The organism is Pseudomonas defluvii (assembly GCF_001695625.1).
GTDB lineage: Bacteria > Pseudomonadota > Gammaproteobacteria > Pseudomonadales > Pseudomonadaceae > Aquipseudomonas > Aquipseudomonas defluvii.
The window spans coordinates 1-22,636 of sequence record NZ_MBPN01000061.1 but is presented as its reverse complement, the minus strand read 5'-3'; the positions used below and the strand labels follow the sequence as shown (position 1 = coordinate 22,636).

Below are 22,636 nucleotides of genomic sequence, written 5' to 3'. Positions count from 1 at the left end.
TCCCCGACTGGTTCGGGGATTTTTTTTGCCTGTCGCCTGGGGGAATGGCTCAGTCGAAGCGGTAAATGTCCATTCCCAATGCACCCAGGGTGAAGCCTTGGTGAACAATGCTGAAATGCTCGCCTGCGCCGCGAGCGAAGTACAGCGGCAGCAAGTGTTCATCGCTGGGGTGGTTGCGCACCGCAAACGGTGCCTGGCGGCGATAGTCCAGCAGCGCGGCATCGTCACCGGCTTCGAGCTTTTCCACCATCCAGTCGCGGAATGCCAGTGCCCAGGGTTCTACGCTGTCCGGGCCTGCGTGCCAGGATAGCTCGCGCAGATTGTGGGTGATGCTGCCGGAGCCAATCAGCAGGATGTTTTCCTGGCGCAGCGCAGCCAGGGCATTACCAACCCGTTCCTGTAACTGTGGGCCCAGGTGGCTGGGCAGGGACACTTCTACGACCGGAATGTCGGCCTGTGGATACATCAGTGACAGCGGTACCCAGGCGCCATGGTCGAATGGGCGCTGTGGGTCGAGCGAAGCCGTCAGGCCGGCGCTCTTGAGCTGCTCGACAATCTGGGCTGCCAGTGCTGGTGCGCCGGGGGCAGGGTACTGAACGGCAAAGAGTGCCGGTGGAAAGCCGCCAAAGTCATGCCAGGTTTTCGGGCTTGGGTGGCTGCTCACGCACAACGCCTGGCTCTCCCAGTGCGCAGAGACCACGATGATGGCTTTGGGTCGAGGCAGTGCTTCTGCCAGTCGTGCGAGGGCAGGGCCGCTCTCGCCGGGTTCCAGGGCGAGCATGGGCGAACCGTGGGAAATAAACAGACTGGGCAGCATGGAAGAGGTCCTGAGGTTAAGATGGGGTTATCTTCTGTCAGTTCATTTATCTAAATCTAATATAAGTTTTCGTATCATTTGATCGAAATTTTGGAGTCATTCATGCAGCCGGAATTTTGGCATGACCGCTGGGCGCGTAATCAGATCGGTTTTCACTTGGATCAGGTCAATCCTTACCTGCAGCGACACTGGCCCAGCCTCGGCTTGATGGCGGGCGACAAGGTGCTGGTGCCCTTGTGTGGCAAGAGCCTTGATCTGTTCTGGTTGGCCGGGCAGGGATTGCGGGTGCAGGGTATTGAGTTGTCCGAGCGTGCGGTAGAGGCGTTTTTCAGCGAGCATCAGTTGCATCCGCAGGTATCTCGACGTGGCGCTTTCAAGGTTTACCAGTGCGAGGGGCTTGAGCTCTGGTGTGGCGATATCTTTGCCCTGACCGCCGAAGATGTTGGCGATTGCTCGGCCCTGTATGACCGTGCAGCCCTGATTGCCTTGCCCGCACCGATGCGCCAGCGCTATGCCAGCCACCTGCAAGCGTTGCTGGCGGCACACGCCAAGGGGCTGTTGATCACACTGGACTACGATCAATCAACGATCGACGGGCCGCCCTTTGCCGTACTTGAGGCAGAAGTCCGTACCCTGTACGCAGGGTGGCGGGTTACCCTTGAAGAGACGCGGGACATTCTCGCTGAGAGCCCAAAGTTCCAGGCAGCGGGAAGCGCGGGCTTGTTGGAGCATGTGTATCGGCTCGAGCGCTGACCACAGGCCAGACACCCCGCTGACGCCATCGCAGGCTGTAGGAGCCGGGCTTGCCCGCGATGCAGGCGCCGCGCCCTCACGGGCACCCCACCGACGCCATCACAGGCACGCCTGCTAATGCAGCCTGTAGGAGCCGGGCTTGCCCGCGATGCAAACGCCGCGAACTCACAGGCACCCCACTGACGCCATCGCAGGCAAGCCAGCTCCAAAAGAACCCGCGTAACCTGTAGGAGCCGGGCTTGCCCGCGATGAAGACGCCGCGAACTCACGGACACCCCACCGACGCCATCGCAGGCACGCCTGCATCCCACAGGAAATGCAGCGTTCTGCACACAAAAAAAGGGCGACCTGAGTCGCCCTTTTGTCTGTTGCGTAACGGTCAGCCGTGGCGGCGCAGGGCGTCGATACGGTCTTCCAGCGGTGGGTGGCTCATCAGCAGGCCAGCCAGGCCATGCTTGAGGCCGCCATTGATGCCGAAGGCATTCAGGGTGTCAGGCATGTGCACCGGTACGCCCTGTTCCGAACGCAGGCGCTGCAGGGCGCCAATCATGGCGTTGGTGCCGGCGAGGCGGGCACCGGCTTCGTCAGCGCGGTATTCGCGTTTACGCGAGAACCACATGACGATCATGCTGGCGAGAATGCCCAGTACCAGTTCGGCGACGATGGTCGCAACGTAGTAGGCAATACCTTGGCCTTCTTCGTTCTTGAAGATTACCTTGTCGACAAAGTTACCGATGATGCGGGCAAAGAACATCACGAAGGTGTTGACCACGCCCTGGATGAGCGCGAGGGTAACCATGTCGCCGTTGGCAACGTGGCCGATCTCGTGGGCCAGCACTGCGCGTACTTCGTCGGGTGAGAAGCGTTCCAGCAGGCCTTGGCTGACCGCTACCAGGGCGTCATTGCGGTTCCAGCCGGTCGCGAAGGCGTTGGCCTCGTAGGCAGGGAAAATACCCACTTCCGGCATCTTGATACCGGCTTCGCGGGAGAGCTCTTCAACAGTCTGGAGCAGCCATTGCTCGTGACGCGTGCGCGGCTGGCTGATGATCTGCGTGCCGGTGCTCATCTTCGCCATCCACTTGGAGATGAACAGCGAGAACAGCGAGCCGGCGAAGCCGAACACAGCACAGAAAATCAGCAGTTGATTGAGGTTGAGGTCAACCCCGTTGGCTGCCATGAACCCGTTGAAGCCAAACAGACTCAGGGTAATGCTGGCAATCAGCACAACCGCGAGGTTGGTGGCCACAAACAGCAAGATGCGCATCATGGTTGTTACGTTCTCCTGACGGATAAAAATGTAGCGTATGCGGGTATATAAGGTGCCCGCCCCGCTGATTCAACCGGGGGACTATTTCAAACTGTGTACTTACCCGCGTGGCGGGCACCGGATTTTTTCGCGCGCCAACGCTGTAATGGCTGTAGGAAAAAACCTTATTAGGCGTGAGACCTGCGCCAGGGGCGGCGCAGGCTGGTTTCGCGGTGCGTTACTGCTTGTACGTCTTGAGGAAATTGCCGATACGACCGATTGCCTGTTCCAGGTCATCCACACGTGGCAGTGTCACGACACGGAAGTGGTCCGGCCATGGCCAGTTGAACGCAGTGCCCTGGACGATCAGCAGCTTCTCGGAGAGCAGTAGGTCGAGAACAAACTTCTCGTCGTTGAAGATCGGGCAGACTTTCGGATCGATTTTCGGGAACGCATAGAGCGCACCCATCGGTTTCACGCAGCTGACGCCGGGGATGTCGTTGAGCAGTTCCCAGGTGCGATTGCGTTGCTCGAGCAGACGGCCCTGTGGCAGTACCAGGTCGTTGATGCTCTGGTAGCCGCCCAGTGCGGTCTGGATGGCGTGCTGGCTCGGCACGTTGGCACACAGGCGCATGTTGGCCAGCATGTCGATGCCTTCGATGTAGCTCTGGGCATGCAGCTTGGGCCCGGAGATGGCTAGCCAGCCGGAGCGAAAGCCCGCAACCCGGTAGGACTTGGACAGGCCGTTGAAGGTCAGGCAGAGCAGGTCGGGTGCCAACGAGGCGGTGCTGATGTGCACGGCTTCGTCATAGAGAATCTTGTCGTAGATTTCGTCGGAGAACACCACCAGGTTGTGCTGGCGCGCCAGCTCGAGCATACCCAGCAGCAGTTCGCGGGAATACACCGCGCCGGTCGGGTTGTTCGGGTTGATGATCACCATGGCCTTGGTGTTTGGTGTGATCTTGGCCTTGATGTCGTCCAGGTCTGGGAACCAGTCGGCCTGTTCGTCGCACAGGTAGTGAACCGGTTTGCCACCCGCCAGGCTGACTGCGGCGGTCCACAGTGGGTAGTCCGGTGCCGGGATCAGGACTTCGTCACCGTTGTTGAGCAGTGCCTGCATCGACATCACGATCAGTTCGGATACGCCGTTGCCCAGGTAGATGTCTTCGATGCCGACACCTTCTACCTGTTTCTGCTGGTAGTACTGCATCACGGCCTTGCGCGCACTGAACAGGCCTTTGGAGTCGCTGTAGCCTTGTGCAGTCGGCAGGTTGCGGATCACATCCTGGAGAATTTCCTCCGGTGCCTCGAAACCAAAGGGCGCCGGGTTGCCGATGTTCAGCTTGAGGATGCGGTGGCCTTCCTCTTCCAGGCGTTTGGCGTGCTTGAGCACCGGGCCGCGAATGTCATAGCAGACATTGGCGAGCTTGTTCGATTTGCTGACCTGCATGATGTGATCCCGATTAGAAAAGATCGCCGCGCATTGCGCTGTGAAAACGTTTGAAATGCGTGTAACGCGGGTGCCAGACTGGCGTCTGATGAGGCGCAATAATACGTGCCACCCGCGTTGCCGAAAAGACACGACGCGGGCTTTTTCCGTTACAGAGGTTTCCCCATGGACAAGATCGACAAAACCCTCGACGAATGGCGTGCAATGCTTGACCCGGAGCAGTACCAGGTCTGTCGTCTGAAGGGCACCGAGCGGCCGTTCAGTGGCAAGTACAACGCAACCAGGACTGATGGTGTCTACCATTGCATCTGCTGCAGCGCGCCGTTGTTCGACTCTCGGGCAAAATTCGATTCGGGCTGCGGCTGGCCCAGCTTTTACGAGCCGATTGCCGACAGCGCCATGATCGAAATCCGTGATACCTCGCACGGCATGATCCGTACCGAGGTGACGTGCGCGGTCTGCGATGCCCACCTTGGGCATGTGTTTCCCGATGGCCCGCCGCCGACAGGCCTGCGTTATTGCATCAATTCGGTGTGCCTGGACCTGGTTCCTCGAACCTGACCTGTGGACTATTCAAGGAGAGTCGGTCATGGCTGACGCACTGTTGAGCATCCCTTGCACCACGATCAAGGGTGAGCAGAAAACCCTGGTGGACTTCCCGGCCAAGGCGGTGTTACTGGTCAATACCGCCAGCGAATGCGGGTTCACCGGGCAGTACAAGGGCCTTGAGCAGCTCTGGCAGCGTTACCGTGAGCGAGGCCTGGTGGTGCTGGCATTTCCCTGCAACCAGTTCGGTAAGCAGGAGCCGGGTGATGAACGGGCCATTGCAGGTTTCTGTGAGTTGAACTTCGGCGTCAGCTTTCCGCTGTTTGCCAAGGTCGATGTCAACGGGCCTGCGGCTCATCCCTTGTTCGTTGAGCTGAAAAAGCGGGCCCCGGGGTTGCTGGGGTCTCAGGCGATCAAGTGGAACTTCACCAAGTTCCTCTTCGATCCGGCAACGGGCCGGGTCAGTCGTTTTGCGCCCAGTACCAAGCCGGAGGCCTTGGTGGAGCAGATCGAGTCGCTGCTCAAGTGAGCACTGTCGGCAGTATGCGGCGTGTTACAGAGGCACCCACTGATTGATCAGGGTGAGCAGCTCCTCGCGGCGAAACGGTTTGGCCAGGTAGTCGTTCATGCCCGCCGCGCGGCAGCGCTCACGTTCCTCGGGCATGGCGTTGGCGGTCAGGGCGATAATCGGCAGCGTTGGCCAGCGTCCGCTCTGGCGGATCCTCCGGCTGGCCTCGTAGCCATCCATCACCGGCATGTTGCAGTCCATCAGCACCAGGTCGAAGTCGTTTCGCTCAAGCTGTTCCAGAGCCTCCACGCCTTGCTTGGCGACACTGACGTCACAGCCGAGCTTGGCCAGCATGCCTTTCGCGACCAGTTGGTTAACCGGGTTGTCCTCGACCAGCAGGATGTGTGCTCGACGCTCGCTGTTCGGGCTGCCCTGCTGGGGTGGCGAGGTGGGGCTGTCTGAGCCGTGCAGGGCGCGTTGCAATGACTGGTACAGGGCGCTGCGGGTGAGGGGGCGTGCTTGTTGTTGCAAGGGCGCCAGTTGTGCGGCGTGTTCGCTGGACAGGAAGTTACCGTATGCCGTGATCAGCAGGATCGGTGCTTTGACGGTGGGGCGCAGGTCGAACAGCCCGCTCAGGTTGTCGGTGATCAGCAGATCAGGTTGCTGTTCGGGCAGCGTGTCGAGGTTGTCGTGCCGTCGATAATCAAGGCCCCAGGCAGGCAACAGTGTTGCCAGCAGTTCATCCAGGCCGCTGTCTGCAGTGCTGATGGCAGCAATCCGTCCTTGTAACGGTGCTGGTGCGATTGCCAGCGTGTGGGCTGGCAACGGTAACTCGGCACTGAACTGGCTGCCAAAACCTGCTTCGGAACTGATGCTGAGGCGGCCTTGCATGGCCTCGCAGAGATTATTGGTCAGGGTCAGGCCCAGGCCGGTGCCACCATACTGGCGTGTGATGCCAGCCCCGGCCTGGGTGAAGGGTTGAAATATCCTGACTTGTGCATCGTAGGGAATACCAATGCCCGTATCGCAGACATCCAGGCGTACGCCGCCAGATTCGCCGCGCAGGCGTACGTCCACGCGCCCAAAGCGGGTGAATTTCAGGGCGTTGGACAGCAGGTTGCTGACGATCTGCCTGACCCGAGTCGGGTCGCCAAGCACCAGGGCTGGAAATTTCGGATCGATCAGGCAGGTGAGTTCGACGCTGGGGGCGGCATTCTGCGAAAGCAGGCTGGCGGTGTCCTCCACCAGTGTGCCGAGGTCGAACGGGATTCGTTCCAGCTCCAGCTGTCCGGCATCGAACTTGGAGAGGTCCAGAATATCGTTGAGCAGTTCCACCAGTACTTTGCCCGAGTCGTGGGCAATCGACAGTTGCTGGCGCTGTTCGGCATTCAGTGGGCTGTCCAGTGAAAGTGCGATCATGCCCAGCAAACCGTTCAGCGGTGTGCGGATTTCGTGGCTCATGTTGGCCAGGAAGGCTGCTCGAGCCTGCGCCATGTCCAGGGCGCGGCGTCGGGCGAGTTCGAGTTCTTCATTGGAACGGCTGAGGCTTGCGTTGCTGGCCCGGAGTTCGTTGGTGCGTGCCGAGACGATGTTTTCCAGTTCGCTCAGGTAGTCAGTCAGGCGATTTTCGGCATTGCGCCGTTGTTGGATCTCGGTCGCCATGCTGACGAATTGCTGGTTGGCGACTTTTACCAATACCCCAATTTCATCCTGTTCATGGCCTGGCGGGAAGGAGAGCTTGTTTTGGTTGGGGTTGCGTGAGTCACTGTTGCTCAGCGCACGGATTACCCGAACCAGCGGTTTGGTCAGCATGAAGTAAAACAGGGTCAGCAGAATGCACGTCAGCACCAGGCTGCGTACAAAGCCGCTGAGCAGGGTGACTTCCGCACGTTTCAGGAAGCGGCTGCCGAAGGCGAAGGTATCGACTTCCAGAAACAGCGTGCCGAGGTACTCATCCGGCATGTGGCTGAGCTGCAGGCGTTCCTGGAATTCACGATGTTCGCCGAACAGAAAATCGCTGAGCACCCGGTAGCTGCTTTCCAGGCGTGGGCGCTGGACATCAGCCAATACGGTGTCGTTGTTGTCGATCAGGCGTACCTGGATGATCGCGGGCGACTGCAGCAGGCCCTGAGCCAGTTCCTGGGCGAGCTCCGAGTCGATGTTGTAGGCAATTCGGGAGGCCGGGTTGTGACTGATTTCCAGGAGTGCACGCATCTCGCGGTTGATGGAGGCGTCTTCACTGGCATAATCGATGCCGATCTGGAGAAGACTGAGCAAGGTACCCAGGACGAAGCCTGCCAGGACTGTCAGCCTGGCTTGCTTATAGGACAGGCGATTGGTGAACTTGATATCCATGGGTTCCGAGCCAGTTTCACATTCCGTGCGCTGCGCAAGCATAGCCGATCAGCCCCGGCTCCTGGCACGTCCTGTTGCATATTCCGCTTGCCCATTTGCCTGAATCTGTCTTGAGGAATTGATGTGGACTCTCGTGTGAATGCTTTTCTTGAGCGCGCTGAAGCTGTATTGGCGCGGTTGGAACCTCTTTTGCCTGCGCCACGCCCGGCCATTGACTGGGGGCATTGCCTGGCTGCCCGTTGGCAGCGTGAAGGGCGCAGTGGCTTCCTGCTGCCGCTGGACGTGAGCCTGGACATGCGTTTGTCTGACCTGATCGGCATCGATCAGCAGCGTGAGCAGTTAAGGCGCAATACCCGTCAGTTTCTCGATGGCATGCCGGCCAATCATGCGCTGCTGTGGGGATCGCGTGGTACGGGTAAATCGTCGTTGGTGCGCGCGTTGCTGGCAGAGTATGCGACGGCGGGCTTGCGGTTGATCGAAATCGAGCGTGACCACTTGGCTGATTTGCCGCGGGTGGTTGAGCAGTTGCACAAACTGCCTCAGCGCTTTGTATTGTTCTGTGACGACCTCTCGTTCGAGGCCGGGGAGGGCGACTACCGCGTGCTCAAAAGTGTGCTGGATGGTTCGTTGGAGCAGGCGCCGGACAATGTGCTGTTGTACGCCACGTCCAACCGTCGGCACCTCGTGCCAGAGAAGCAGAGCGACAATGAAAACTGGAAAATGATCGACGGCGAGCTTCACCCCAACGAGGCGGTGGAGGACAAGATCGCGCTGTCTGACCGCTTTGGCCTGTGGCTGTCGTTCTATCCCTTCACTCAGGAGCACTTTCTGGATGTGGTCGAGCACTGGATCAGTCAGCTGGCGCAAGCCTCGGACCTGGTCTGGGTGCGTGATGAAACACTGGAAAAGGCTGCGATTCGCTGGGCCACGGGGCGTGGCAATCGTAATGGCCGTTGTGCTTATCAGTTCGCCCGTTACTGGGTAGGACTTAAATTGCTGGAGCAGAAACATGATTGATTTGAATGCAACCGGTGCTGGCTTGTCTGGCTACGGTCTGCTGGCTGCGCAACTGGAGGCCTTGCTGGCTGACGAGCGCGACTTTATTGCCAACGCTGCTCAGTTCTCGGCCTTTCTCTATAGCCAGGTCGATGACCTGAACTGGGCGGGCTTCTACCTTAATCGTAACGAAGAGTTGGTGTTGGGGCCGTTCCAGGGGCAGGTTGCCTGTGTGCGTATTCCGTTTGGCCGTGGGGTGTGCGGTGCCGCTGCCGCTACTCGGCAGACCCAGCGGGTTGAAGATGTGCATGCGTTTCCAGGGCACATTGCCTGCGACAGCGCCTCGAACAGCGAACTGGTGATCCCGCTGGTCAAGGACGGGTGCTTGATTGGGGTGCTGGACCTGGACAGCCCGAAGCTTGCGCGGTTTACGGTTGAGGATCAGGCCGGGCTGGAACGCCTTGCCGAGATATTCCTGCGCTCAACGGACTGCTCCCTGGTGATGTAGGCAGCACGCTGCTCACGGGCAAGTCTGCTTCCAGGGTGTTGTGCACGGTATGGAAGCGGGGCTTGCCAGCATTGCAGGCGTTGTGTTCTCACTGACACCCCCTGATACCGTTGCAGGGGGTGTTTCCTGTTTCAGTCGTAGATGACTTTCTTCTTCCAGTCTTCAGTGGTGTCGGACTTCAAGCCCTCGGTGAGTTCGTTGACCTCGTCTTCGGCAGGTTCAAGCGTACTCAGCACCTGTGCATTGGCGCGCGCCAGCAGCTTCTCCATATAAGCGAGCTGCTCCTGATAGACAGCAGGTTCCGGCTGCTTTCGCAGGTATTGCACGCCGCGCTCGAAGGCCAGGCGGGCATGGCCCGGTTGGTTCTGCTGCAAGGCCTGTTGGCCCAGGTTGTTGAAGAACTCGATATGCAGCAGCACCAGAATATGACGGACTTCCTTGACCCAGTACTTGGCTTCGTTGGTCGGCAGGAAACCTTCCTGGGCCGCACGGGTCACTTGATTGTGCAAGCCTTCAAGCAGAAAGCGCACATCCTTGGCGCGGGCTTCGGTCTGGATCGGCCCTGGCGGGTTGTTTACCGGCAAGGCCTCACCTTTGGCAATCAATCCTTCCAGTTCGGCGATGCGCGCCTTGATCTCACTGTTGTGCTTGTCCAGCGCCAGTTGGCGCAGGTTCAGGTTGAGCTCCAGGCGAGTCAGCAGCAGCTTCAAGGCCGGGGTCATCAACTGGCCAGGAAAGGTTTCTGTGATTTCGCCACAACGGCGCAGGCGTTCGGCCAGCTCGACTTTCAGTCGGGCCCGCTCCAGCTTGTTGTTCTCGACTACATTGTTCAGGTAGCCGATCACGATCAATAGTGCGATCCCGGCCACTATAAGCAGGGTGATCAGAAGTGGTGTCACCGTTAACGCCTCATGCAGGGTTATTTACCGTTTGAGTGTAGTGGCTTAGCTTTTAACCGGATAGACCTGTTCGAGGGTCGTCGCTCATCAGTAAAGGCGCAGTGCCTTCCCCTGTGTCGGCTGATCCTGCCGAGCCTTGAGCGGGCTGGAAAGCAGGGGGAAGTCATTGATTTAAATAAATTTGTATCTGGGGGTTGACGACTCTTCAAAGCACCCCTAGAATGCGCGCCACTTGCAGCGTAAAGCACACAGCGAAACGCAGCAGGGAGTGAAAAGTTGTAGTGTGTCCCCTTCGTCTAGTGGCCTAGGACACCGCCCTTTCACGGCGGTAACAGGGGTTCGAGTCCCCTAGGGGACGCCAATGCGGGAATAGCTCAGTTGGTAGAGCACGACCTTGCCAAGGTCGGGGTCGCGAGTTCGAGTCTCGTTTCCCGCTCCAAATTTTGATCCACAGACTTCTACTGGGGTCTGTAGGTCATTGAAAAAAGGAGCTTCGGCTCCTTTTTTCATTCCAGCGAGTGCCACGGAAATCCACCCACAGCTACCGTTTTTGAGTGACCAAATAAGGCACAAGAATATGGGTGGGTTGGCTACCGGATAGTTGCTGGGGCTGAGCGGGAACCATGACGAGCATAGGGCCTAAGTCATTACTTAGGAGTCTCGAAATGGCGCTCTCTGATCTGACCGTCCGGCAGGCGAAGACCACCGGAAAACGCTACACCCTCTCCGACAACGACTGCCTGGGCCTGATGGTCTCAGCCGCAGGCGGCAAGTCATGGCAATTCCGCTACTACTGGCTGGGCAAGCAAAAGCGCCTGTGCCTGGGTGGCTATCCTGCCCTCAGCCTGCGCGAGGCCCGGACCGAGCGGGACAAGGCCCAGGCCCTGCTCGCCAGGGGGATCGATCCCCAGGTCGAGCGCGACCAGAAACGGCACGCGGCCAAGCTGGCGGGCGAATACACCTTCAAGACCGTCTTCGATGCTTGGGTAGAGCATCGCCGCAAGGAACTCAAGGAAGGCCGTCAGAGCACGCTTTCCCAGATCCTGCGCATCTTCAACAAGGACGTGCTGCCCACTCTGGGAAAGATGTCGATCTACGACATTCGTCGCCCCCAGCTCCTGGGCGTCCTGGCGGCGATCGAGAAGCGCAAGGCGTTCACCACCGCCGAGAAAGTCCGCACCTGGTTCAACCAGATGTTCCGATATGCGCTGGTCATCGCCGAGGGACTGGAAGTCAACCCGGCCGCGGACCTGGACGTGGTGGCCGAGCCCAAGCCCCCGGTGGCCCACAACCCCTACCTGCACCTGCCCGAGATGCCCGAGTTCCTTCAGAGGCTCCGGCTCTACAACCCCCGTGGCTGGCAGACCCAGCTTGGCGTCCGGCTACTGTTCCTGACCGGGGTGCGCACCGGCGAACTGCGGTTGGCCGAACCTGAACAGTTCGACCTCGACAGGGGCTTGTGGATCATCCCGCCGCAGATCGTCAAGCAGCTCCAGGACGAAATGCGCAAGGCGGGGAAGCGGCCGCAGGACGTGCCCCCCTATATCGTGCCGCTGTCCCTGCAGGCCATCGAGATCGTCCGCTACCTCCTGGGCGCAATGCGGCCGGCGCAAAAATACCTGCTGTCGCACCGTAGCGAACTCAAGAAGCGCATCAGCGAGAACACTCTCAACAAGGCCTTGCAGCTCATGGGCTACGAGGGGCGTCTGACCGGCCACGGCATTCGTGGCACCATCTCGACGGCGCTCAACGAGATCGGCTACCCCAAGATTTGGGTGGACGCGCAACTTTCGCACTCCGACCCGAACAAGGTGAGTTCGGCCTACAACCACGCCAAGTACGTGGAGCCGCGCCGCCGGATGATGCAGGACTGGGCCGATCGCCTCGACCTGCTCGAACAGGGCGAAGTGGGAGCCGCGAGCGCGCACCTGACCATCCGTATCGACGGGGTGCCGGCGATGGCGGAAGTGGAGGACGCGATGGACGCGGCCCCCGCGGTGGCCGAGCAGGCTCCCTCCGTCGCCCCGCCAGTGGTGGCCACGCCCATCGTCGTGACCCCGAACAGCGGCGGGATCACGTTCCAGCGGCTGTCGCAGGTGCCGCCACCGCCGACGCATGCCCCGGAGCCCGAAGTCTCTGCAATCCAGCGCGAGCGGGAAGAAATGCTGGCCATGTACGAGTCGCCGAACAACCTGCCGGTCCCGCTGTTCGGCAAGCTGGCCGGAAAATCCAAGGACCAGATCAACCGCGAGCTGAAGGCGGGCAAGCTGCTGTCCATCAGCTTGGGCAACCGGGGACAACGCGTTCCCGACTGGCAACTTGTACCGCTCAAGCACAGGCTGGCTCAGGTGCTCATGAATCAGTATCCACACGCGGATTCGTGGGACCTGTACCGCATGCTGACCCAGCCGCACCCTGACCTGGGGGACCGCGCGGCCATTGATACGGTCACGCCGACCAACGTGCCCGCGATCATCCGGGTCATCACGGGCGACTACCAGCACCATGCGGATACGCCCGAGACTATTGCCCCGCACCCCATCCCCGAGGATGTGCGGCAAAGCGTCCGCCGGTTGGTTGATAGCGCAGTGGTGCTTGAGGGTGCCTGACACTCGCGCTTCAACCTATGGCCGCGGGCGCCTGCTACGCAGCGCCTGCCCTGGCAACTTCCATCGCTCTGCGCTCGAACCGCTCAAAAACGGAGTCGGCTTGGGCGTGGGGCCGCTGCAGGTATGTCACGATCTCGTAGGGGCCGTCTGAAAGCGGGCGCATAGTGATCCCCCACGCATGGGCACGCTCAATGCGCGATTGCGCGGAGAGCCCCACTCCGTAGCCAGCGGTGACCCAAAGCGCCATCATCTCGAACGAAGTCACATGCTGAATGCTCTGTTGGCTCAACGGAAGGGAAGACAGTCGCTGATCGAGCAGTAGGCATGCCTCCGTCGGCCAGCGAAACACCGGATAGTCCAGAAGCTCGGCAAGCGTGATTTTCGCCTGGGCAAGTAAGGGGGACCCCAGCGGCATTGCAACGGCCATGTTCTCGACCCAGAGCGGCTGGCTTTTCACGGCCGGAGCACCAGTGTTCCGAAGCGACATTCCAGCGTCATAGCGGCCTTCCTCAAGGCCCGTCATCAGGTCGTCGCCTGAGGTCTCAAAGAACGCGATGGTGACTTCCGGCTCCTCCGCTCGCTGTAGGGCAAGAAGCGTTGTGAGGCAAGAGGATGGCACTCCAGGTGCGATAGCAAGCCTGAAATGGGAAAACTGGCTGGTGGCGTCATGCATGAGGGCCCCCAATAAGCGATCTGTCCAGAAAGGCAAACCAGCGTCGCAGGAAAGAGTGAAGTTTAACGTCGTTATTTTTAACCCATTAAGGGTCGCCGTGAGGTGCTGGGCTCACTGGCGCTGAGTAAAACGGCGATGGCGACATCGGGCGACTATCGCCATTGGCGCGAGCGTGATGGCAGCGTGTTCTCCCACACGATGGACCCCTATCTGGGGGCACCTCTTGCCTCTGATCTGGCTTCGGTATCGGTACTTTGCGCCAGTTGCATGTACGCCGATGCGTGGGCGACCGCACTGATGGTGTTGGGCGTGGAGCGCGGTACGCAGGTGGCCACAGCGAGAGGCCTCAGTGCGATTTTTGTTGTCCGCGAAGGCGAGGAGTTGCGTGAGGTGATGGTCGGGTTCTAAGGCACCAGACGGGTTGGAACTGCGTGGGTTTTGCCTGTTGCGCAGAAGTCGGTATGGTTAAGCCCTTTCATCCCTCGCGCAACGGAGAACCCCGATGAGCCTGCACGGCGACTACGACAACCAAAACATCTTTGCCAAGATCATCCGCGGTGAAGCACCTTGCTACAAGGTCTATGAAGATGACGATGTGCTGGCCTTTCTCGATGTATTTCCACAGTCGTTCGGGCATACGCTGGTCATCCCCAAGCGCGCGGCGGCCCGTAACCTGCTGGAAGTGGATGCCGACAGCCTGACCAAGGTCATCACCGTTGTGCAGATGCTGACCAAAGCGCTGGTGGCTGAGCTGCAGCCTGCTGGCGTACAAGTGGCGCAGTTCAATGGCGCGCCGGCCGGGCAAACGGTGTTTCATCTGCACATGCACATCGTCCCGCGTTTTGAAGGCGAGGCGCTGGCCGTGCATGCCGGTGGCAAGGCAGAGCCCGAAGCGCTGGCCGCACTGCAGGCCCGTATCGTTGCACGTCTGGCCGCGTGACCCCGGACGGACCAAAACGGCTCTGTACCCCCTTGTTCGGTGCCCATGGAGGGCGATTATGCGATTGATTGCGGCGGTTTTACCGGTGGTGCTGTTGGCGGGCTGTTCTTCGTGGCAGCCCGAGGCTGAGTACATCAAACCTGTACCGGCTGAACGTTTGCTGGGCTATCAGGCACCGCTGACGCAAGGCGGCCAGTTGACCGTCAACCGTGATTTCGGCGGCATGGGCGGCGGGTGTTACGTGGCCATTCTGGTCGATCGACAAGTGGCCGCGCGGATTGGCGTCGGCGAGCAGGCGCAGTTTCAAGTACCGGCCGGCACGCGGGTGCTCGGCATCGGCATCGATGAAATGGATGACACCTTGTGCGGCAAAGGCCGCCTGCGCCGCGAACTGGCTGTGAAGGTTACGCCGGGCACGCAGCAGCAGTTCCGCATCCTCAGCGACAACCGCAAGGGCTTTGATATTGTGCCGTTGACGCCGTGAGGCAGTGCCCGCGCCTGGCGTGCCTCAGTGCGCCAGGCGTTTCAATTGCTGCAACTGACGCCAGAGCATCCAGATCACCACCACACTTAGGCAGACGTTGGACAGTGGTAGCGCCAGCCAGACGCCGTTGAGGCCCCATATCAGCGGCAGGATGGCCAGGAAGGGCAGTTGGATCAGCATGTTGCCCGCCGTCACCAGCGTGGCGTAACGGGCCTGGCCCATGGCTTGGAAGAAGCTGGCGGCCAGGACGATAAAACCATCCAGAAACATGGCGAACAGGTGCAGGCGAATACCCGTGGCGCTGGCGTCGAGCAGGGCCTCATCGCTGCCGCTGAATATGCTGGCAAAGGCTTTGGGCAACAGCAGCAGGGCCGCCGTCATCAGCAGGCCACTGCCGACTGCCGTGAGCAGGCCCAGGCGCAGCACGCGGCGCACTTTGTCCGGCTCGCGGGCTCCGTAGAAGTAGCTGACCAAGGGCTGCATGCCGCCGCAGACGCCTTCGGCAAACATGTAATAAAACGCCATCAGGTAGCCGGCGATGGCATAGGCGGCCACCTGCAGCGGGCTGCCGTAGTGCATAAACAGCAGGTTGTGCAACACCACCACCAGGCTCATGTAGAGGTACATCAACATGCTGGAAAAACCGGTGGTCAGTGACTCAAGGCTGTGGCGCAGGTTGAAGCGGCAGGCCGCTGGTTGCAGGCTTAGCGGGTTGTGCCGGCTGAAGATGTAGCCTAGGCAGATCAGCACCGACAGGCTTTCGCCCATCACCGTGGCCAGCGCCGCGCCATGCAGGCCCCATTGCCAGACCATGATGAACAGGTAATCCAGTGCGACGTTGGTCAGTGCACCCACCAGCATGGCTAGGGTGGCCAGTCGCGGTGCGCCGAGGTTGCGCACCAACAGGGGCAGGGCGATAGAGCCAAATACCAGTGGCGCGGCCCAGCCGATTACCTGCAGGTAGTCATTGCCCAGCGTTGCCAGTTCGCCTTGTGCGCCTTGCATGGCCATAAACGCTGGGCCTATCAGAACAATCATCGCGCCAGTGGGGATGCCCAGTATCACCAGCAGCCAGAGTGCCTGTGCCAGGTAGCTGCGCGCTTGTGGCCACTGGGCTGCGCCCTGCGCCAGTGAGCACTGCGCACCACTGCCCATGCCGACCATCATGCCGATGGCGAGCATGACGCCGGACAGCGGCCAGGCCATGTTGATGGCGGACAGGCCGGTTGCGCCCATGGCGTGACCAATAAAAATGCCATCTACGACCATGTACAGGCCGCTGATCATCAGGGCGGCGACGGCCGGAATGGTGTAGTGCCAGAAGGTACGGGTGAGGCTGTGGCTGTTCATAAGAGGGTCACGGGTAAGCGGTGTGCAGTGGTATCAATCGGTTTCGAGGCTTTGGCAGGCTTTTGCCAGCAGGTGGCTGAGTTGCTGCATTTCTTCCGGGCTGAGGTGTTCGGCCAGGCTGGCGGCGGTGTGCACGTAGACATCACGTTCTTCTTGTTCCAGTGCGTTGGATTTGGCCGTGGCCAGCAAACGCATGGCGCGGCCGTCTTCCGTGCAGGGCAGGCGCTGCAAATAGCCGCGTGCTTCCAGCTTGCTGGCCATGGCACTGGCGCTGGCTTTGCTGACATTCATGCGCTCAGCCAGTTCGGTCAGGCGCAGGCCGTGTTCGGCGGAGATCAGGGCGTAGAGGTAATCCAGTTCACTGTTGCTCAACTCCATGCTGCCGCTGTGCTGGGCGTACTGCCGCCAGTGGTGCCACATGTGCCATTGCAGGCGTTTCAGGCTGTCGGTGAGGGTCATGCTGTGCTCCTTTGTATTTTGTTAGGCTAACTAACTAAGGGTATCCGGATTTAATGGTTGATGGGGCTCCTTCACCCCACCAACCTTATACCACCCTCAGATGGTTGATAGATCGACCCCGTAATTGAGTTCCTCTGCGAAATCCGACAGTCCGTAACAGATGGTTTTCTTGTAGAATGGAGAGACCTTCGCAGTTGAGGCCTTCTTCTTGTGCTTCGTGGTGTAGAGCATTCGTGCCCGCATCACCTCGAAGGAGTAACCACGCCCTTCACGGTTCTTGTCCTTGGCCAGTCGGTTGATGGATTCCGTGTAAGCATTGGTGACGGGCATATCCGTCTCGAAGTAGGTCATGATCTCTTCGCGCCAGTTGCCCACCGCTCTGACCAGATCGCTCCAGATTTCCTTCTGGCCTTTCGGGACGGTGGCTATCCACTCGTCCAGGGCGGCTTCTGCCTGGGAGCGCGTGATGGCATCCCAGATGCCGTAGAAGTGCTCCTTGTGCTCGTAGGCGGCCAGCAGTTGCGGGAATGCGCCTGTCCAGGTCTCCATGATCAGCCGCTCTCGGTCTGAGACTTCGTGAGCGCGTTTCAGCAGGATTTTCCGGTCTCCCTTGAGGGTTCGGCTCTGGGAGGGTTTCAGCTCCTTTCTTAGGCCCTTGCGCACCTTCTCCAAGGCATCATTGGCCATGCGCACCACATGGAATTTATCGACCACGATACGGGCCTGTGGTAGCACCGTCTTGACCGCCGTACGGTAGGGGTTCCACATGTCCATGCTGACGATCTCGACCTTCTGCCGGTCTTTCAGCTTCATCAGGTAGTTGGTCACCAAGTCCTGCCGGCGGGTGGTCAGCAGGTCGAGCAGGGTTCTCTCCTCGATGTTGGTCAGAATGCAGCGGTAGCGCTTGTTCAGGTACAGCTCGTCTATACCCAGAATGCGAGGCGTCTCGAATCGGTGCCAGCGCCCCAGGAACTCGGCGCGAGCGCTGAAGATGTCGCGTACCGTCTTCTCGTCCAGGCCAGTCTGCGCCGCCACGAAGGTGTAGGGGTGGTTGAAGGATTCTTTCTCCACGTACTCATGCAGCCGCCGCGTCATGCGGAAGCCGTCCACCATCTCCGGTAGCTGGGGCCTGAAGGAGGTCTTGCAGGCCCGGCAGGTGTACCGGCGACGAACCACCCAGAGGGTGACCCGCTTGCCGTGGATGGGCAAATCACGATAAGGAACATCACGCTTGCCGAACCGCACGATTTCACCCTGCACGCCACATTTCTCGCACGCGATGGGATCGGGTGCGTCCACCTGGAAGTGCATTTCGTCGTCTGTCGACTTGGAGTCCCTGACCTCATAATTTGAGAGGTTAATAAGGCCAGTAACGAGACCCATCATTAATAACCTCGATGTCAGGCGCTGGATAGTTTCATTAACACCAACCCTGAAACAATGAGGATCGCAGCAATGATTCTCGCTGCATTAACCGGTTCAGCCAAAAATGCGATTCCGACAAGAAAAGCGCCTACAGCTCCTATTCCCGTCCAGATTGTGTAGGCAGTTCCGAGTGGAATAGTTCGCATGGCGACTGCTAACAGCCAGAAGCTGGCCACCATTGTAGAAATCGTGATGATCGATGGTAAGAGCCGACTGAAGCCATGAGATTGCTTCATTGTGTAAGCCCACACAATCTCAAGGACACCGGCAACGAGAAGATATACCCAAGGCATTGACCCCTCCGAAATATAACGGGGCCAGGTCGTCCTGGTCATTACTTCCCAAGGTGGGGGAGGTCGTCCTCCTATAGATGGACTGATACTAACCCGCGAAGGGAGGCTGATCAACCATATTCTCCGGTGAGAAAGTGGGAATTACAGGCTGCCAGCAAAGGAGATATCAACCAGATATTCCGGTTACCCTTTTTAACGTGGTTAATTGTGGCAGATTGTTTGACGCTTCTGCTAATGCAGAAATCAACAATTCAGCCAGGCCGTCCTTCTGGCACATCGACGTATGAATCCGAGTCGGCGTTAGCCTTCGGACAGGCCGTGCGCGCTGCGCGCGTCGCTCAGGGAGTCGCGCAAGACGAGTTCGCATCTCGGGCAAGCATTTCGCGTTCTCACATGGGTAAGATCGAGCGTGGTGAGCACGTGCCCACGCTTCCGCTCATACTGAAAATTTCTACGGCACTCGGAATAAGCGCGGCTGACCTGATGACGGCGACCGAACGCAATCTGCGTGCCGACACTGATCCCTGAGTGTCTGGCCTGCCAGGCTTCGTCAACCGTCCGAAGAGTCGCGTAGGCGAACGATAAATCGCTCCACCGAAGCCGATAAATTGCTGCCGTCGGGCCGAAGCAGGTAGGTCGTGATCACGGCAGAATCCATCGCCAAGGGGCGGATCACCACATCCGGCCGTTGGGAGATGGGAATCTTGGTCGCCGTCATGAAGCCGATGCCGTAGCCGGCGCCGACCAAGGTGAGCATCATGTCGAGCGAGGATACTTCCTCGACAACATTCAGCTTGTGCTCCAACGTGTTGAGCAGCCGCTTGAGTTCGCGGCAATAGCCCTCGCATACCTGCGGGTCGCACAGGACAAGTGGATGGCCTTGGAGTTCTTGAAGTGGCACCTCCTTGTAGGTGAGCAATGAGTGTCGAGCTGGCACAGCAATCACCAGCGGGTCGCGCCAGATTGCTTCGGCAGCGATACCGTCGCCGACATCGGCCGTGTGCGCGAACCCGATCATGAAGTCGCCCGAACGCAAGCCACGCACTTGCTCTGCCAGAGGCACCTCTGACAAGCGTATTTCGATCTCCGGCTCCTCGGCGCGACAACGAGCCAGAAATGCCGACAGCCGTGGAAGGATAGCTCCATCTGATACTGCAATGCGCAGGCTACCGCGCAAGCCCGCTGCCACAGCCTTGGCGTTTTCACGAGCCTGTTCCAGCACAGTGAATAGACGGCGTACATCTTGCAAGAAGACCGCACCCGCCGCCGTCAGAACTGTTCCTCGCCGGTTGCGGTCGAAGAGCACTACGCCCAACTCGTCCTCAAGTTCCTTGATGGCTCGTGATAGCGGTGGTTGTTCGATATGCAGGCGCTCAGCCGCCCGCGTGAAATGTAGCTCCTCAGCAAGAACTACGAAGCAGCGAAGATGGCGCAGCTCCATAGGCCACCCTCCCGTTCCGACTTATCCAACACTGTGCTATCTCCCTATAGAAGTGACTGCCATTCTGGCGGCGGCGAGTTCGGCCACGTCTTTGGAAACTTCTGGCTGAATGAGCCAGGGCTGGGTTGATCGTGCGATGGCCCGAGGCCGGCACAACACCAGGCGAGCCTGATCAAGTCCGTGGGGTGGTCAGGATCAGACGAAGGCTATGTCCAGCCATGCACGTCAATGGACGCCGTGCATCGCCTCCGTCCGACCCTTGGTCGATTGCGAACCAGGCGCCCGAACACGCCTGCGGTTGATCATCACCTGCGGATGCTGAGGCTCTGCTCCTGGCCCGAGCCAAGGCAAGTACCCCGTCAAAATCACAACGCCTTGGGGCAGCAGGCAAATGCCGGCGAAAATATTCGCCGGCTCCAGTTGCTGGCCGGGGACCTGCGGAGCCAGAATGCCTCTCACCAGAAAGTGTGAGACATCCTGATGCTTAGCCCGCGCCGGATGCTTACTGCCGCACTGAACCATGCGGGTCGATGACGTACTTGTATGCAGAACCCGCGTCGAACTCCTTGTACGCGGCGGGCGCGTCTTCGAGCTTGATGAACTTAGTGTTCATCATCGGCGAAAGGTAAGGCATGCGATCGTTCAGTATCGCCCGCATTAACGCGTGGTTGTAGTTGGCCGTCGGAGATTGACCAGCCGACATTCGCGGCGACTTGATCCAGGCGTTGGACCATTCCAGATCCATATGGCCTTTCTTGGCTTTCGGGTCTTTCGAGATCGGGTTTGCGCAGTACACACCGACCGTACTGGTCATTCCGCCGAAGCGGACATATTTGAGCATTGCGTTGGTAACAGCGCTCTCCACGATCTTGTCAGCCTCCGCGCCAAACCCGCGGCAGTCCACACCAACATAGTCGATGACGCGATCCACCTCCCTGTGCCCGGTAATGCGTTCGAGATGCTCCTCGATCGGCACGCCGTCGGAAAGGTTGATGGTTTCCACGCCGTGTGGCTTGAGAAGGTCCAGCCGCTCTTGAATGTAATCGGCAACGATGATGGCGCCTGCACCCAGAAGTCTGGCGCAGGCGGCACCCGCTCTGCCGACCGGCCCGGCACCGAAGATCAGGATGTTTTCGCCGACGACGTAGGCCGGTGCGGCTGGCCAATCAGGGCCAGCGAACCCATGGAAAGCTGTGGGTAGTACGTCAGAGAGAAGGGTCAGGTCGCGGATCTTTTCCATGGCGGCATCCTTGTCAGGAAAGCGCAGGAGATTGAAATCCGCATACGGTACGAAGAGATAATCACCTTGGCCCCCCGTCCAGCCACCGAGGTTGAACCCGTAGGCTCCGCAGTCGATTTCGGGGTTGGTGTTCTCGCATACATCGGAGCGCATATGCTTGCAGTTGTAGCAACGCCCACAACCCACATTGAAGGGGACGGAAACGATGTCGCCCTTCTTCACGACTTCGACGTCTGATCCCACTTCGATCACTTCGCCGGTCATTTCATGGCCCATGGTCATTCCCTTGGGAACAGCAAACGAACCGCGATAAATGTGAAGGTCGCTGCCACAGATATTTGTGGTAACTATTTTGAGGATAGCGCCGTGGGGTGCACTTTTCCCTTGAGGGGTTATCAGCTCTGGAAATTTGAAGGTGTTGACCTTCATTTCCAAGGGCTTCTCGAAAGTCACGATTCGGTTACCGGTCGGAGTCATTTCGTCACCTCTGTGCGTTAATGTTTCCATCTTCTAAATCGAAGTGGGAAACGAGACTTACCGCTGTCAAGAAGAACGATCGTGGTACTGCCTAGCCGTTGGCCGCGTCTCCTTCTGCGGTCTTGACAGCATCGGATCAAGCTCAGAAGTGGTCAAACTGGAATAATCTATGTGCAGATAGACACGATCTATCTACACGGGCTCGTCGAGCCGTGCTCGTCTCCTAGCTGGGAGAGGACAACGATCATCACTACATCGCGCCTCCTAGCTTGATCTAGGAATAGTCAGCTTGACCCAGCGAGACATGAGGAGGCCGCATGCAGCAGGTACTCCTGTCGCCCGTGTTGCCCCTAGACCTGGTGGCCTTCGATGGGTTGCTCAGCACGTGGCGCCTGTTAGCGGCGCACACGGCGTGCCTGCCATCTTTGCCTGGTTGAAGCAATACAGCGTTGCTCTTCGAGACTCGCTATTTCAAGGGGCTTTGGGATGAGTCTGCTTTGGGCTGGAACCGACGATGGATCGATATAACGGATTGAAGAGCGGCGGCCAGTTCTGGGGTGTGCACCATTTCGAGCAATGCGTGCGATGACGGTGCCTCGAACGCATTTTTCCCAGCAACGAATCCGACATTTGAGTGTGACATTGGTCCACTGATACCGATTGCGTGGAGATTCGGAATGTGTGCGAGTTGGCCGGCGAGAGATTGCGGAAGAACTGCCGAATATTTTCCTGTCGCCACGTGTGCCGATAGCACGTCAATTGAATCAGTGCGAATAGTCTGTGCGGTACATTGCGTCAGTCTATCTTGAATGGATTCAGGTACTGCCGAGTTCAGCAGGCACAGTTGTCTATTAAGAACATGGTCCCACGTTGTGCTTCGGGGTTGCTGTGTTCTAGCGGCGTGAAAAAGGAAAATGCGTTCACGGTACAGAAGGTGAGTATCGAAGTCTTCCCCTGGAATATCCTCCAAATGCATGAGTGCGATATCCAGATTGTTTTCTCGAATCGCCTGCAGCAGGGAAGAAGCGCCGGAGACCAGAATTGATTGTTGAAGTAAAGGTGTTTTTTCGGCAAGGGCGATGCTTAATGTGGCTCTTCGCATTTAAGGGTGTAGAAAAAATCTGACCGGCTGGAAAAGGAGTCGAGGATCTTAGAAAATGTAAGCTC

At 59.0% G+C, this 22,636-nt stretch carries 23 protein-coding genes and 2 tRNA genes; 12 read left to right on the top strand and 13 right to left on the bottom strand.

Annotation, left to right across the window (positions count from 1 at the left end; genetic code table 11):
- Positions 1 to 49: 49 nt before the first annotated feature.
- A complete protein-coding gene (locus EKA13_RS16795) occupies positions 50 to 817 on the bottom strand; it encodes a DODA-type extradiol aromatic ring-opening family dioxygenase (protein WP_065760471.1) in 768 nt (255 codons plus the stop codon).
- Positions 818 to 919: 102 nt separating this feature from the next.
- On the opposite strand from EKA13_RS16795, the gene EKA13_RS16790 reads away from it, so the two are divergent.
- On the top strand, positions 920 to 1,570 hold the full coding sequence (locus tag EKA13_RS16790; RefSeq protein WP_065760470.1) for a thiopurine S-methyltransferase: 651 nt from the start codon (positions 920 to 922) through the stop codon (positions 1,568 to 1,570).
- 379 nt (positions 1,571 to 1,949) lie between these two features.
- Here EKA13_RS16790 and htpX read toward each other — a convergent pair whose 3' ends face one another.
- Complete coding sequence (htpX, locus tag EKA13_RS16785; protein ID WP_065760469.1) at positions 1,950 to 2,837, bottom strand: protease HtpX; 888 nt, start codon at positions 2,835 to 2,837, stop codon at positions 1,950 to 1,952.
- A gap of 217 nt (positions 2,838 to 3,054) precedes the next feature.
- The gene (locus EKA13_RS16780) at positions 3,055 to 4,266 is read right to left on the bottom strand and encodes a pyridoxal phosphate-dependent aminotransferase (RefSeq protein WP_065760468.1); all 1,212 of its coding nucleotides are present in this window, start codon (positions 4,264 to 4,266) and stop codon (positions 3,055 to 3,057) included.
- 165 nt (positions 4,267 to 4,431) lie between these two features.
- Here EKA13_RS16780 and msrB point away from each other — a divergent pair, with 165 nt between their 5' ends.
- Positions 4,432 to 4,827, top strand: coding sequence for a peptide-methionine (R)-S-oxide reductase MsrB (msrB, locus tag EKA13_RS16775; protein ID WP_065760467.1), 396 nt, complete (start codon positions 4,432 to 4,434; stop codon positions 4,825 to 4,827).
- Positions 4,828 to 4,855: 28 nt separating this feature from the next.
- Positions 4,856 to 5,341 (top strand): glutathione peroxidase, encoded by a 486-nt coding sequence (locus tag EKA13_RS16770; protein ID WP_065760466.1) that lies wholly within the window; start codon positions 4,856 to 4,858, stop codon positions 5,339 to 5,341.
- A gap of 24 nt (positions 5,342 to 5,365) precedes the next feature.
- Here the strand turns inward: EKA13_RS16770 and EKA13_RS16765 are convergent, their stop codons facing one another.
- Positions 5,366 to 7,717 (bottom strand): response regulator, encoded by a 2,352-nt coding sequence (locus tag EKA13_RS16765; protein ID WP_065760465.1) that lies wholly within the window; start codon positions 7,715 to 7,717, stop codon positions 5,366 to 5,368.
- 81 nt (positions 7,718 to 7,798) lie between these two features.
- Here EKA13_RS16765 and EKA13_RS16760 point away from each other — a divergent pair, with 81 nt between their 5' ends.
- Positions 7,799 to 8,692 (top strand): ATP-binding protein, encoded by an 894-nt coding sequence (locus tag EKA13_RS16760; protein ID WP_065760464.1) that lies wholly within the window; start codon positions 7,799 to 7,801, stop codon positions 8,690 to 8,692.
- Complete coding sequence (locus EKA13_RS16755) at positions 8,685 to 9,179, top strand: GAF domain-containing protein (RefSeq protein ID WP_065760463.1); 495 nt, start codon at positions 8,685 to 8,687, stop codon at positions 9,177 to 9,179. The genes EKA13_RS16760 and EKA13_RS16755 overlap by 8 nt, the downstream gene beginning before the upstream one ends.
- A 131-nt stretch (positions 9,180 to 9,310) precedes the next feature.
- Here the strand turns inward: EKA13_RS16755 and EKA13_RS16750 are convergent, their stop codons facing one another.
- Entirely contained in the window at positions 9,311 to 10,078 is a 768-nt protein-coding gene (locus EKA13_RS16750; RefSeq protein ID WP_065760462.1) for a hypothetical protein, read from the bottom strand.
- Between the two features lie 285 nt (positions 10,079 to 10,363).
- Here EKA13_RS16750 and EKA13_RS16745 point away from each other — a divergent pair.
- The 3 genes from EKA13_RS16745 (at position 10,364) to EKA13_RS16735 (ending at position 12,687) form a co-directional block, all read left to right on the top strand.
- Positions 10,364 to 10,439, top strand: a tRNA-Glu gene (locus EKA13_RS16745).
- A gap of 2 nt (positions 10,440 to 10,441) precedes the next feature.
- Positions 10,442 to 10,517 (top strand) — tRNA-Gly (locus EKA13_RS16740).
- A 226-nt stretch (positions 10,518 to 10,743) separates the two neighbouring features.
- A complete protein-coding gene (locus EKA13_RS16735) occupies positions 10,744 to 12,687 on the top strand; it encodes a tyrosine-type recombinase/integrase (protein WP_023435196.1) in 1,944 nt (647 codons plus the stop codon).
- A 34-nt stretch (positions 12,688 to 12,721) separates the two neighbouring features.
- Here the strand turns inward: EKA13_RS16735 and EKA13_RS16730 are convergent, their stop codons facing one another.
- Positions 12,722 to 13,360, bottom strand: coding sequence for a substrate-binding domain-containing protein (locus tag EKA13_RS16730; RefSeq protein ID WP_029885977.1), 639 nt, complete (start codon positions 13,358 to 13,360; stop codon positions 12,722 to 12,724).
- Between the two features lie 102 nt (positions 13,361 to 13,462).
- Here EKA13_RS16730 and EKA13_RS16725 point away from each other — a divergent pair, with 102 nt between their 5' ends.
- The 3 genes from EKA13_RS16725 to EKA13_RS16715 all read left to right on the top strand — a co-directional run bounded on the left by EKA13_RS16725 (position 13,463) and on the right by EKA13_RS16715 (position 14,784).
- On the top strand, positions 13,463 to 13,768 hold the full coding sequence (locus tag EKA13_RS16725; RefSeq protein ID WP_052145524.1) for an FAD:protein FMN transferase: 306 nt from the start codon (positions 13,463 to 13,465) through the stop codon (positions 13,766 to 13,768).
- Positions 13,769 to 13,862: 94 nt separating this feature from the next.
- Complete coding sequence (locus EKA13_RS16720; protein WP_042938790.1) at positions 13,863 to 14,300, top strand: HIT family protein; 438 nt, start codon at positions 13,863 to 13,865, stop codon at positions 14,298 to 14,300.
- 58 nt (positions 14,301 to 14,358) lie between these two features.
- A complete protein-coding gene (locus EKA13_RS16715; RefSeq protein WP_042938792.1) occupies positions 14,359 to 14,784 on the top strand; it encodes a hypothetical protein in 426 nt (141 codons plus the stop codon).
- Between the two features lie 24 nt (positions 14,785 to 14,808).
- Here EKA13_RS16715 and EKA13_RS16710 read toward each other — a convergent pair whose 3' ends face one another.
- The 4 genes from EKA13_RS16710 to EKA13_RS16690 all read right to left on the bottom strand — a co-directional run bounded on the left by EKA13_RS16710 (position 14,809) and on the right by EKA13_RS16690 (position 18,311).
- Positions 14,809 to 16,134 (bottom strand): MATE family efflux transporter, encoded by a 1,326-nt coding sequence (locus EKA13_RS16710; protein ID WP_065760461.1) that lies wholly within the window; start codon positions 16,132 to 16,134, stop codon positions 14,809 to 14,811.
- Between the two features lie 33 nt (positions 16,135 to 16,167).
- A complete protein-coding gene (locus EKA13_RS16705; RefSeq protein ID WP_042938796.1) occupies positions 16,168 to 16,593 on the bottom strand; it encodes a MarR family winged helix-turn-helix transcriptional regulator in 426 nt (141 codons plus the stop codon).
- Between the two features lie 96 nt (positions 16,594 to 16,689).
- Positions 16,690 to 17,979 carry an ISL3 family transposase gene (locus EKA13_RS16695; RefSeq protein ID WP_023343400.1) on the bottom strand — a complete coding sequence of 430 codons (1,290 nt, stop codon included), beginning with the start codon at positions 17,977 to 17,979 and terminating at the stop codon, positions 16,690 to 16,692.
- Between the two features lie 14 nt (positions 17,980 to 17,993).
- Complete coding sequence (locus EKA13_RS16690; RefSeq protein ID WP_032429244.1) at positions 17,994 to 18,311, bottom strand: DMT family transporter; 318 nt, start codon at positions 18,309 to 18,311, stop codon at positions 17,994 to 17,996.
- A gap of 234 nt (positions 18,312 to 18,545) precedes the next feature.
- Between EKA13_RS16690 and EKA13_RS16685 the strand changes: the two genes are divergently transcribed.
- Positions 18,546 to 18,839 (top strand): helix-turn-helix domain-containing protein, encoded by a 294-nt coding sequence (locus EKA13_RS16685; protein WP_009459591.1) that lies wholly within the window; start codon positions 18,546 to 18,548, stop codon positions 18,837 to 18,839.
- A gap of 22 nt (positions 18,840 to 18,861) precedes the next feature.
- Here EKA13_RS16685 and EKA13_RS16680 read toward each other — a convergent pair whose 3' ends face one another.
- The 3 genes from EKA13_RS16680 to EKA13_RS16670 form a co-directional block, all read right to left on the bottom strand.
- Positions 18,862 to 19,752, bottom strand: a complete 891-nt coding sequence (locus EKA13_RS16680) for a LysR family transcriptional regulator (protein WP_065760460.1) — start codon at positions 19,750 to 19,752, stop codon at positions 18,862 to 18,864.
- 502 nt (positions 19,753 to 20,254) lie between these two features.
- Positions 20,255 to 21,469, bottom strand: coding sequence for a glutathione-independent formaldehyde dehydrogenase (locus tag EKA13_RS16675; protein ID WP_009459598.1), 1,215 nt, complete (start codon positions 21,467 to 21,469; stop codon positions 20,255 to 20,257).
- Between the two features lie 466 nt (positions 21,470 to 21,935).
- Positions 21,936 to 22,571, bottom strand: a complete 636-nt coding sequence (locus EKA13_RS16670; RefSeq protein ID WP_245704351.1) for a LysR family transcriptional regulator substrate-binding protein — start codon at positions 22,569 to 22,571, stop codon at positions 21,936 to 21,938.
- Between the last annotated feature and the right edge of the window lie 65 nt (positions 22,572 to 22,636).